Here is a 9917-nt window from a genome sequence, read left to right on the forward strand (position 1 = left end):
AAACTGTTTCTGTTCTGTCTCATGGCTTGTGTATAGACTCGCCGACGGCGTCCTCACACGCTTCCCTGAATGCCTCCGAGACCGTGGGGTGTGGATGTACAGTCATAGATACGTCGGAGACGAGAGCACCCATCTCGACTGCTAGTGTCGCCTCCGAGATTAGCTCCGAGACGCCGTCGCCGACCATCTGTGCTCCGAGTATCGCCTCTGTCTCAGAGTCAACTACGACCTTCACGAAGCCGTTGTCTCTCGCCTTAGTTAGGGCGCGTCCCGACGCCGAGAACGGGAACCTGCCGACTCCGACATCGTATCCTCTGTCGTCTGCGTCTTCCTGGGTCATACCCACGGTGGCAATCTCAGGATCGGTGTAGATCACCGACGGAACCACGAACTCCGCCGCCGACGCCTCGCCCGAGATGACCTCAGCGGCGACCTTAGCCTCGTGGTACGCCTTGTGTGCGAGAAGTGGCTCGCCCGCGACGTCCCCCGCCGCGAATACCGACGGGTTCGACGTCCTCATCTGATCGTCGGCATGTATGTAGCCGTCGTCGTCGGTCTCAACACCTGCTTTTTCGAGACGTAGTCCCGCGGTGGTCGGCTGTCTTCCGACTGCGACCAGTACGACGTCCGCCTCTATCTCACGTTCGTCGTCGGCGACTGAGACGGATAACGTCACCGAGCCGTCCTCGTTCGTCTCTATACCCTCTGCACGTGCGTCCGTCTTTATCTCGACTCCGATCTCGTCGGCTCTGTGTCTCACGGGCTCGACGACGTCTTCGGGCACGTTCGACAGAATCCTGTCGAGCGACTCTATAACGGTAACCTCGGAGCCGAGCTTCGCGTAAGCCGTGCCTAACTCGGTACCTATGTAGCCTCCTCCGACTACTGCGAGCCTGTCTGGAACCTCTTCGAGTTCGAGTGCGCCCTTCGCGTCTACGACCCCCTCGTGGCTAGTCGGCAGGCTCGGCACCTCGATGGGCTCCGATCCCGTAGCTATTACACAGCTCTCGAACTCGATTATGTCGGTGCCCTCGTCGCCGACCACGCGAACCTCGTTCTCCGAGTCGAAGACCGCCTCGCCTCTCAGGACGTCGACCCCGTTCGCGTCTTCGAGTGACTCGACTCCCGAAGTCAGACGGTCGACGACGCCGTCCTTCCACGTCTGGAGTCTTCCGAAGTCGAGGCTGACGTCTTCCACGTCGGCTACTACCCCCATCTCCGACGAGCTTACGGAGTCGTGGTAGACGCCGGCGGCGTGTATCAGTGACTTCGAGGGTATACAGCCCTCATTGAGACAGACGCCTCCGAGATCCCTCCTCTTCTCAACGAGAGTCACTTCGTTCCCGAGCTGTGAGAGACGTATTGCGGCGAGGTATCCCGCCGGCCCACCGCCGATCACGACCGACTCGGTCTCAATGCTGAACTCACCTACTACCATCTTATCCCTCTATTAGTAGGAGGTCGGGATCTTCGAGATGGTCTATGACCTCGTTCATGAAGTCGGCGGCGTAGGCTCCATCGATTATACGGTGGTCGAACGACAGCGAGAGCGGCATCATCTTTCTGACCTCGACCTCTCCGTCGACCACGACCGGTTCGTCGTCTATGACGCCGGTTCCGAGTATTCCGACCTCGGGGTAGTTTATGACGGGGGTGCCGTACTTTCCCCCTATCGAACCCCAGTTCGAGATAGTGAAGGTGCCGCCTCTCATGTCGTCGAGTTCGAGGTCACGGCTCCGTGCCCTCTCTGCGAGTTGGTTTATCTCCCTCGCTATCTCGATCACCGTCTTGCCGTCGGCGTTCTTGATGTTGGGCACGAGGAGACCGTCGTCGGTGGCGACCGCCATACCGATGTTGTAGTAGTCCTTCTTGACTATCTCGCCTGTCTTCTCGTCTATCGACGCGTTGAGGAGCGGGTACTCCTTGAGTGCGGCGACGACTGCCTTGACCACGAACGGCGTGTAGGTGAGATGGACGCCTTTCTCCTCGACCTTCTGTTTCTCCTTCTCACGTATCTCGACGAGCTTCGAGACGTCGGCGTCGTCGGTCGCTGTGACGTGGGGGGCGGTGTACTTCGACCGCGAGGTTCTGTTGGCTATGCTCCGTCTCGTCCCCGAGAGAGGCGTCCTCTCCACGTCACCCCATCTCTCGAAGTCGTACTCCTTGGGCTCGAAACGCCGACCCGAGAACTCGGGAGCCTCTTCTTTCTCTGTCTCGGGCTCTTCTTCCTCGACCACTTCGGCTACTTCTTTTTCGCTCTCAGTTTCGGCGAAGCTGCGCACGTCGTCCTTAGTGACACGTCCTCCGGGACCAGTCCCCTCGATCTCGTCTATCTCGATCCCCTTCTCACGCGCGAGCTTACGTGTCGACGGCGCGGCGAGAGTCTTCTTCGTAGTCTTCGGCTCTTTCTCCGGCTCCGACTCGCCGTCTTTGTCTGTGGGTTCCTCGGCTTCTTCTTCTTCGGTATCTTTTTCCTCGGCTTCGTCTTTCGGAGCCGTCTCTCCTGTGGCTTCTTCGGTCGTCTCCTCGTCCTCTTCGTCGCCGTTTATCGTGACTATGACCTCGCCGACCTTTACGACGTCGCCGGGATCGGCGTGTAGCTCCGAGACTGTGCCGGTCGTCGGCGAAGGTACGTCGACTACGGCTTTGTCTGTCTCGACCTGTGCGAGAACGTCGTCTTCCTCGACGGCGTCGCCCTCGTCGACCTGCCACTCGAGTAGGGTGCCTTCCGTCACGCCCTCTCCGACGTCGGGAAACTCGAACTCTGTTACCATGTTATCTAACTATATTTTTAGAAGTCGGCTGTCTGACGTACTGCTTCGGCGATCTGTTCCTTGTCGGGCATATACGCACCCTCCCTCTCGGGGAAGGGATACGGGACGTCGGGTGCTGTGACTCTCTCGACGGGGGCTTCGAGGTAGAGGAGAGCCTCGTCGTTGATACGTGAGACGACCTCCGACGATACCCCGAGCGTCCTCGGAGCCTCCTGTACTACGACGCATCTCCCCGTCTTCTTGACCGACTCGACGACTGTCTCGGCGTCTAGAGGAGAGACAGTCCTGAGGTCGACGACTTCGACCGACGCCTCGACCTCGTCGACTGCCTTGAGACTCTCTCTCACCATCGCACCCCAGCTTACGAGACTGACATCGTCGCCCTCTGAGACGACTCTCGCCTCCTCTAACGGAACCGTGTGCTCGCCCTCTGGTACGTCTTCTCTGAACGCCCTGTAGAGCTTCTTGGGTTCGAGGAAGACAACGGGGTCGGGGTCACGTATCGCCGAGGTGAGTAGACCCTTGGCGTCCGAGGGATTCGATGGTACCACGACCTTGAGACCCGGTATGTGTGAGTAAGCAGCCTCGAAGCTCTCGGAGTGGTGTTCAAGTGCGTGGACTCCACCGCCGTAGGGTGCTCTGATAGTGATGGGACAGTTATAGCTCCCGCGCGACCTCGACCTGAGACGTGAGACGTGCTGTTTTATCTGGTGGAATGCCTGTGGTATAAATCCCGAGAACTGTATCTCGACTACGGGTCTCTTTCCGTAGACTCCCATTCCGACTGCCGTCCCTACGATACCCGACTCGGCGAGAGGAGTGTCGAATATACGTTCGGGGTACTCCTCGATGAGACCCTTCGTCGTCCTGAAGACTCCGCCGTCGACCCCGACGTCCTCTCCGTATACCACGACGGTCTCGTCACGCCCCATCTCGTCGTGGAGTGTCTGTCTCACTGACTCGACGAGGTTTAGCTCGTTGTTACTGTCGTTCCCGTCGCCGTTCTGGTTCTGTGTCTGTGTCTGTGTCTGTGTCTGTGTCACTCTTCCACCCCCTGTCTCGCCTCCATCTGTCTCAACAGTCCGTCGGGGATCTCGTCGTAGACGTATCTGTAGATGTCGGCTGGATCTGCGTCTGCCTTCTTCTGCTTCAGGCTCTCGACAGCGTCGTCGACCTCGGAGTCTATCTCCTCCTCGATGCCGTCTACCGTCGCGTCGTCCAAGACGTCTCGGCGTCTCAGGAGTTTCTCGATCCTGTCTATAGGGTCTCTCTGCTTCCATCTCTCGACCTCCTCCTCGTCCCTGTATACTGACGGATCGTCCGACGTCGTGTGCATCGAGAGACGGTAGGTGACTGCCTCTACCATCTGTGGCTTACCCTGTCTCGCCTTTTCGAGTGCGTCGCGTGTGGCTTTATAGACTGCGAGGAGGTCGTTCCCGTCGACCTGTACGGCTTCGACCCCCGCGCTCACCGCCTTCTGTGCGAGTGTCTCCGACTTCGTCTGTTCCTCGCGCGGGAGAGAGATCGCGTACTGGTTGTTCTGGCAGACGAAGACGGTATGGGCGTCGAAGACGTTGGCGAAGTTGAGAGCCTCGTGGAAGTCGCCCTCTGAGGTCGCTCCGTCGCCGAAGTAGACGAGTGAAGCCGAGTTGTCGTCTTCTAACTCCTGTGCCCATCCTATACCTGCGGCGTGGACGGTCTGGGAAGCGACGGGAATAGCAGGAGGGAGGTCGTTTCTGTCGTGTATCTCGGCACCCTCTTCGAGTCCTGCGTCGTACCACAGGAGAGCCTCCATAGGTGCTCCACGTGTGAGGAAGGCGGGCTTCTCCCGGAAAGACGGAACCATCCAGTCTTCGTCTTCGAGAGCGTACGCCGAGCCGACCTGCGCCGCCTCCTGTCCTATTGCGGGTGCGAATGTACCTATCTCGCCTCTCCTCTGTAGCTTGATAGCCCTCTCGTCGAGAGCCCTCGCCCTCTTCATCGTCTTGTACATACTCACGAGGTCGTCGTCCGAGAGGTCGGGTTCAAGGCTCCCGTCGAGGTTACCGTCCTCGTCGAGTACCTCTAACCTCTCTATCTCGAACGAAGCGACCTTTTCTCGGGGCATACCCGGATTACAGATATTAGCGACTTAATACTGTCGCCGATTCTGTCGCCGAAAGGGTTAGGGGACTGGCTCGCCGAAGACCCAACATGGAAGAGATACGTGACGAAGTCGCCGAACACAGACAGCCTGAGTACGACATCGACCCGATCTTCGTCAACAGGTGGTCGCCGCGTTCGATGACTGGCGAGACGGTCGACGACGACGATCTGATGGGAGTCTTCGAGGCGGCGAGATGGGCACCCTCGTCTTACAATAATCAGCCGTGGAGGTTCGTCTACGCGACGAGGGACGGCGACGACTGGGAAGGCTTTCTCGACCTACTCTCGGAGGGCAACACGACGTGGGCGAAGGACGCGGGTGTTCTCGTCGTGGTACTCTCGAAGACGACCTTCGACTACAACGGCGAGTACTCACGTACCCACTCATTCGACACGGGATCAGCGTGGCAGAACCTTGCTCTCGAAGGCGCGAGACGTGGTCTCGTCGTCCACGCTATGCAGGGGTTCGACTACGACGCCGCGGAAAAACTCGTCGACGCCCCCGAGGGGCACGAGGTCGAGGCTATGGTCGCGATAGGAGAGCGCGGTCCGGCTGAGGATCTTCCCGAGGATCTGCGCGAGAACGAGCACCCGAACGGGAGGAAGGGACTCGATGAGACAGTCTTCGAGGGACGTCTCGAAGACTGAGATAAGACCGGATCAGACCGGGCATAGATTTTTCCGTCTCAGAGTCGATATCCGCGTAGATGCCCCCTAACAGCCGGAAGCCCGACTGGCTCCGACAGAGATGGAACCCCGACAGGCAAGAGTTCGAGGGGATAAAGAGCAAGCTACGTGAGAAGGGTCTCGTGACAGTCTGTGAGGAGGCTTCGTGTCCCAACATAGACGAATGTTGGTCCGACGAGGGGACTGCTACCTTCATGATACTCGGCGACACGTGTACGAGAAGCTGTGGATTCTGTGACGTGAAGACGGGTGAGGGTGACAGCCTCGATCCCACGGAGCCCCAGAGAGTCGCCGAAGCCGTCGAGGAGATAGGTCTCGACTACGCCGTAATAACCTCGGTCGACCGTGACGACCTCCCCGACTCGGGGGCGTCACAGTTCGCCGAGACAGTCCGACGCGTGAGACAGACGGGGGCTCTCGTCGAGACTCTGATACCTGACTTCGGGGGATCGACGGACGACCTGAGGAAGGTCATCGACGAGAAGCCGACAGTCCTCGCCCACAACGTCGAGACAGTCGAGCGTCTCCAGGAGAAGGTGCGTGACCCGAGAGCGGGGTACGGACAGTCGCTCGACGTTCTGAGGAAGGCGAAGGAGATCGACGAGACACGAGAGATCTTCACGAAGTCGTCACTGATGCTGGGTGTCGGAGAGACCGACGACGAGGTTCTCGGTACGATGGACGATCTACTCGACGCTGGGGTCGACATACTCACCCTCGGACAGTATCTCTCGCCTTCCGACGACCACATCGAGATCGAGGAGTATGTTCCACCAGAGAGATTCGACTACTACGCCGAGGTTGCCGAAGAAAAGGGCTTCAGATTCGTGGCATCGGGACCCTTCGTGAGAAGCAGTTACAGGGCGGGCGAGCTCTTCGTCTCAAATACCGTGAACGGAGACAGCGACGCCGATACACAGCCGCGTTCTATCTCATGAGGTTCCAGTCGTCGGATCTGTACCTGTCTTCGGCAGTCTCCTCGGCGAGCGACTCCTCCTCATCTGTCAGAGTCCCCTCGTAGGTCTCACGTCCTCGACTGAGACCCGACTTTACAGCCTCGTAGGTCTCTTCTACCGAGACATCGACCCGACGGCTCACCGAGGTCACCCTGTCGTAGACCGAGTCGACGTGTTTGTCGGAGATCTTGTCGACATCGGGCTGGAGATACCGGAACATCTTCCTCGGATTCACGGAGTGGAGCACGGTGCCGTGCTGGAGTAAAACACCTTCGCGGCGTGTCTGTGCGCTCCCCGAGATCTTCCTTCCGTCGGCTACTATGTCGTTGACGGGCTCGAACTCCGCCTCTATACCGAGACTCCCGAGACCCTCTATGACGTCTCCACAGATACTCCTGTACGACTCGGTTATGTCGTCGCTGAATCTCTCGACGGGCGCGGCTATGCTGTAGGTTACCTCGCCCTCGGAGTCGTGGAAGACCGCGCCGCCTCCTGTTCTACGTCTCACGAACTCGATACCGTCCTCTCGGCACGCCTCGGTGTCGACCTCATCGTCGACCGAGCCGAAGTAGCCGACAGAGACCGCCGACGGCTCCCATCTGTATATACGGATAGTGGGGGGCGATCTTCCGTCACGTATCTCCTTCGAGACAGCCTCGTCTATCGCCATGTTCGTCGGGGCATCGGAGGCTCCGTGTCGAAGAACACGCCAGTCCACCTCTGTCGTCCCAGACATCTACTCGACGCCTCCGTAGGCTTCGAGGGCGGTCTCGGCGACTGTCTCGGCTGTTATCCCAACCATCTCTATGTTTTCGTCGTCGATACGTCGCCTCAGACGCGTCTCTATCCCGTCTCCATCGTCGGTAGAGATAGAGTTCTCGACCTGGCTTTCGACTGTCCCGATCCCCGACTCGGGATAGACGAAGAAGTCGCCGACTATCTCGACACTGACGCCTTCCTCGGTCTCCGTAACCCTGACTTTCACGAACTTCCCGCCGTCGACCTTCTTCGAGGCTTCCGAGACTGACATGATCCGTTCTACGCCACCGAACGACAAAAGTTCACTCCCGAAGACGTTGTGACCGCGACTCGGGTTTCTCACGTGTGAGGGTCTCGATAACTGACTCGACGAATCCCACGAAGCTTGCGAACTCTTCCTCGCCGACGTCGCCGTCGTCGAGTCTGAGTTCGAGGTCTTCCGAGACCTCTCCCAGGTCGAACCCGTCGGAGAGTTCGTATCCCGACTCCGTCTCGTCTATCCATCCTCTGTGAATCAGCGTCAGACCGAGATGGACACCGACGTTCTCGTAACGTCTCGGGAGTTCGGACTCCTCAACTGCCTTCTGTACGGTCTCGACGTCGTAGACTGTGTTCGAGATATTCGTACAGACTCCCTCGAAGACGATACCGTTGTATGAGTTGGCTGTCACTGGTCTCGTGTCGGATTCGTCTCGGAGACGGATATTAATAACGACATTACCAATTCTGTAGAACCGACGCAGTACTTATTACAGTCTATTACGTATCCATACACATGCCAATAGGGATCGACAGTTTTGAGAACGAGCCCGAGGAGGTCTTAGACCTCGAAGAGGGGACACAGCCCTACGAAATCCTCAAATTCTTAGCTGAAAACGACGACAAGGCGTTTACACAGAAGGAGATCCACAAAGCTACGGGAATAAAACGTGGTAGCGTCGGTGCTGTCCTCTCAAGATTAGAAGAAAGAGGACTCGTCCGTCATAGAGGGAAGTACTGGACTGTCGAAGAAGACGATAGGTTAGCCTCAGCTGCGGCACAGGAGGCTGCGAGTTCGACTTCGACAACGGACGACTACTACGGAGAGTCAGAGGAATGAGTTCTAAGTATACCCGTGGCGACGTGGTGAAAGGACCCGACCTCTTTGCCGATAACTCTTATCGACCTTACGTCTGTGTCACAGACAGTAGCCACCCGTTCAATGACGAGGAAGGTCTGTTCGTCGCTGTTACGACGACTCGACGATCTGTGGCTATCCCACTCTCAAAAGATGATTTCGAAGACGGTGGTCTACCTCGTGAAAGCTACGTGAACCCGTGGACGGTAGCCACGATAAACCACAGCGACATCGAGAAAAAGGAAGGTAGTCTTATCGAATCATCTACTGAGAGAATTGCTAAGGAGTCAGCCGGTTATCTCGGTGTCTCAGTAGAGTAGCTAGGAGAAAACGAGTTAAGCCCTCGACACGTAACTACCGACTATGAGATCCGAATCCCAAGAGAGTCTGACCGAGAGTATTAGAGACGAGATCGAGTTCACGACCCCCGAGGACGAGCGCGACGAGAAGGTCGAGAAAGCCGAGACGCTCCACGACTTCTGCCTCGGACGTGAAGACAAGAACTGTCTCGCGGGATTCGTCGACCATCTTCTCGAAGAGGGTCAAGAAGATGTAGTCTACGACATTCTCGCACGGCTAGAGGAGATACGTGAGGAGGCAGAAGACGACGAGGCTGAGAAGACGCGCGACGAGATCGAGTACATCGTCGGGAGACTCTCGTCTTAACCTGAGATGCCTAAGACAGATCCCTTCGACGAACACACCCAACGTTACGACGACTGGTTCGAGAGACATCCCCACGCTTACGCCGCTGAGGTAGAGGCAGTCCGCCGTGTCCTGCCTGACGATGTCGATCCCGACAGGGCACTCGAAGTCGGTGTCGGAACGGGCAGGTTCGCCGACTCTCTCGGCATAGGTCTCGGACTCGATCCTTCGAGGAGTATGCTCCCAGTCGCGCGTTCGAGAGGTATAGAGTCAGTCTTGGGAGTCGCCGAGAGCCTTCCTTTCCGGAGTTCGAGCCTCGACGTCTGTCTCATAGTGACGACGGTCTGTTTCGTCGACAGCATTCCCGAGACGTTAGAGGAGACGAGACGTGTTCTGAGAGACGGCGGTGCTGTCGTCCTCGGATACATAGACCGTGAGAGTCCTCTCGGAGGGAAATACGAGGAGAAGAAGGACAAAAATCCGTTCTACGCCGACGCTGACTTCGTGTCTACGCGCGAAGTCGTCTCACAGCTTGAGGACGCCGGCTTCGGAGATTTCGACTTCGCACAGACGCTCTTCGACGGTCTCGGCGAGATAGATGAAGACGAGACCGTCGAAGAAGGATACGGCGACGCGTCTTTCGTGGCTCTCAGAGGAGTAGCCGACTAGTCTAGTTCCGACAAGATATCTATGAGTCCTTCAGCACAAGATAGCGCGGAGCCCCCTTCCTCAACGAGCAGCGCAGAGAGCTCAGGCTCTCAAGCAGCACAGTAGGGAGAGGAGGAACGCGTCCCATCCTCCACCAACACTTTTTTCTGAACTCGATTAACTCCA

General features: G+C 57.8%; 13 protein-coding genes. 6 read left to right on the top strand and 7 right to left on the bottom strand.

Annotation, left to right across the window (positions count from 1 at the left end; all coding sequences use genetic code 11):
• Positions 1 to 19: 19 nt before the first annotated feature.
• The 4 genes from lpdA to pdhA are packed head-to-tail and all read right to left on the bottom strand — an operon-like array spanning position 20 to position 4881.
• On the bottom strand, positions 20 to 1438 hold the full coding sequence (lpdA, locus tag SV253_07740; protein MDY6775948.1) for a dihydrolipoyl dehydrogenase: 1419 nt from the start codon (positions 1436 to 1438) through the stop codon (positions 20 to 22).
• Position 1439: 1 nt separating this feature from the next.
• Positions 1440 to 2774: a dihydrolipoamide acetyltransferase family protein gene (locus tag SV253_07745; protein ID MDY6775949.1), complete on the bottom strand. Its 1335-nt coding sequence runs from the start codon at positions 2772 to 2774 to the stop codon at positions 1440 to 1442.
• Between the two features lie 17 nt (positions 2775 to 2791).
• A complete protein-coding gene (locus SV253_07750; protein MDY6775950.1) occupies positions 2792 to 3817 on the bottom strand; it encodes an alpha-ketoacid dehydrogenase subunit beta in 1026 nt (341 codons plus the stop codon).
• Entirely contained in the window at positions 3814 to 4881 is a 1068-nt protein-coding gene (gene pdhA, locus SV253_07755; GenBank protein MDY6775951.1) for a pyruvate dehydrogenase (acetyl-transferring) E1 component subunit alpha, read from the bottom strand. The genes SV253_07750 and pdhA overlap by 4 nt, the downstream gene beginning before the upstream one ends.
• A gap of 86 nt (positions 4882 to 4967) precedes the next feature.
• On the opposite strand from pdhA, the gene SV253_07760 reads away from it, so the two are divergent.
• Together SV253_07760 and lipA are read left to right on the top strand one after the other, a co-directional pair.
• Positions 4968 to 5567, top strand: a complete 600-nt coding sequence (locus tag SV253_07760; GenBank protein ID MDY6775952.1) for a nitroreductase family protein — start codon at positions 4968 to 4970, stop codon at positions 5565 to 5567.
• Between the two features lie 59 nt (positions 5568 to 5626).
• Positions 5627 to 6544 carry a lipoyl synthase gene (gene lipA, locus SV253_07765; GenBank protein MDY6775953.1) on the top strand — a complete coding sequence of 306 codons (918 nt, stop codon included), beginning with the start codon at positions 5627 to 5629 and terminating at the stop codon, positions 6542 to 6544.
• On the opposite strand, the gene SV253_07770 is transcribed toward lipA, so the two are convergent.
• The 3 genes from SV253_07770 to SV253_07780 are packed head-to-tail and all read right to left on the bottom strand — an operon-like array spanning position 6534 to position 7992.
• Positions 6534 to 7298 carry a biotin/lipoate A/B protein ligase family protein gene (locus SV253_07770; protein MDY6775954.1) on the bottom strand — a complete coding sequence of 255 codons (765 nt, stop codon included), beginning with the start codon at positions 7296 to 7298 and terminating at the stop codon, positions 6534 to 6536. The two genes, lipA and SV253_07770, sit on opposite strands and share 11 nt — an antisense overlap.
• Positions 7299 to 7592, bottom strand: coding sequence for a hypothetical protein (locus tag SV253_07775; GenBank protein MDY6775955.1), 294 nt, complete (start codon positions 7590 to 7592; stop codon positions 7299 to 7301). It abuts the gene before it with no gap.
• Positions 7593 to 7623: 31 nt separating this feature from the next.
• The gene (locus SV253_07780) at positions 7624 to 7992 is read right to left on the bottom strand and encodes a hypothetical protein (GenBank protein ID MDY6775956.1); all 369 of its coding nucleotides are present in this window, start codon (positions 7990 to 7992) and stop codon (positions 7624 to 7626) included.
• A gap of 104 nt (positions 7993 to 8096) precedes the next feature.
• Between SV253_07780 and SV253_07785 the strand changes: the two genes are divergently transcribed.
• The 4 genes from SV253_07785 to SV253_07800 are packed head-to-tail and all read left to right on the top strand — an operon-like array spanning position 8097 to position 9752.
• Complete coding sequence (locus SV253_07785) at positions 8097 to 8420, top strand: helix-turn-helix domain-containing protein (protein ID MDY6775957.1); 324 nt, start codon at positions 8097 to 8099, stop codon at positions 8418 to 8420.
• Positions 8417 to 8758: a hypothetical protein gene (locus SV253_07790; protein ID MDY6775958.1), complete on the top strand. Its 342-nt coding sequence runs from the start codon at positions 8417 to 8419 to the stop codon at positions 8756 to 8758. The genes SV253_07785 and SV253_07790 overlap by 4 nt, the downstream gene beginning before the upstream one ends.
• Positions 8759 to 8801: 43 nt before the next feature.
• Entirely contained in the window at positions 8802 to 9104 is a 303-nt protein-coding gene (locus SV253_07795) for a hypothetical protein (protein MDY6775959.1), read from the top strand.
• A 6-nt stretch (positions 9105 to 9110) separates the two neighbouring features.
• Positions 9111 to 9752 (top strand): class I SAM-dependent methyltransferase, encoded by a 642-nt coding sequence (locus tag SV253_07800; GenBank protein MDY6775960.1) that lies wholly within the window; start codon positions 9111 to 9113, stop codon positions 9750 to 9752.
• Positions 9753 to 9917 lie beyond the last annotated feature (165 nt).

Source organism: Candidatus Afararchaeum irisae (assembly GCA_034190545.1).
Classification (GTDB): Archaea; Halobacteriota; Halobacteria; order Halobacteriales; family Afararchaeaceae; genus Afararchaeum; species Afararchaeum irisae.

What these genes read in the sequence shown, in the direction of transcription:
- lpdA (MDY6775948.1), bottom strand. Translation starts at nt 1,438, where the DNA reads ATGGTAGTAGGTGAGTTCAGCATTGAGACCGAGTCGGTCGTGATCGGC.
- lipA (MDY6775953.1), top strand. Translation starts at nt 5,627, where the DNA reads ATGCCCCCTAACAGCCGGAAGCCCGACTGGCTCCGACAGAGATGGAAC.
- SV253_07745 (MDY6775949.1), bottom strand. Translation starts at nt 2,774, where the DNA reads ATGGTAACAGAGTTCGAGTTTCCCGACGTCGGAGAGGGCGTGACGGAA.
- SV253_07770 (MDY6775954.1), bottom strand. Translation starts at nt 7,298, where the DNA reads ATGTCTGGGACGACAGAGGTGGACTGGCGTGTTCTTCGACACGGAGCC.
- SV253_07775 (MDY6775955.1), bottom strand. Translation starts at nt 7,592, where the DNA reads ATGTCAGTCTCGGAAGCCTCGAAGAAGGTCGACGGCGGGAAGTTCGTG.
- SV253_07760 (MDY6775952.1), top strand. Translation starts at nt 4,968, where the DNA reads ATGGAAGAGATACGTGACGAAGTCGCCGAACACAGACAGCCTGAGTAC.
- SV253_07790 (MDY6775958.1), top strand. Translation starts at nt 8,417, where the DNA reads ATGAGTTCTAAGTATACCCGTGGCGACGTGGTGAAAGGACCCGACCTC.
- pdhA (MDY6775951.1), bottom strand. Translation starts at nt 4,881, where the DNA reads ATGCCCCGAGAAAAGGTCGCTTCGTTCGAGATAGAGAGGTTAGAGGTA.
- SV253_07800 (MDY6775960.1), top strand. Translation starts at nt 9,111, where the DNA reads ATGCCTAAGACAGATCCCTTCGACGAACACACCCAACGTTACGACGAC.
- SV253_07795 (MDY6775959.1), top strand. Translation starts at nt 8,802, where the DNA reads ATGAGATCCGAATCCCAAGAGAGTCTGACCGAGAGTATTAGAGACGAG.
- SV253_07785 (MDY6775957.1), top strand. Translation starts at nt 8,097, where the DNA reads ATGCCAATAGGGATCGACAGTTTTGAGAACGAGCCCGAGGAGGTCTTA.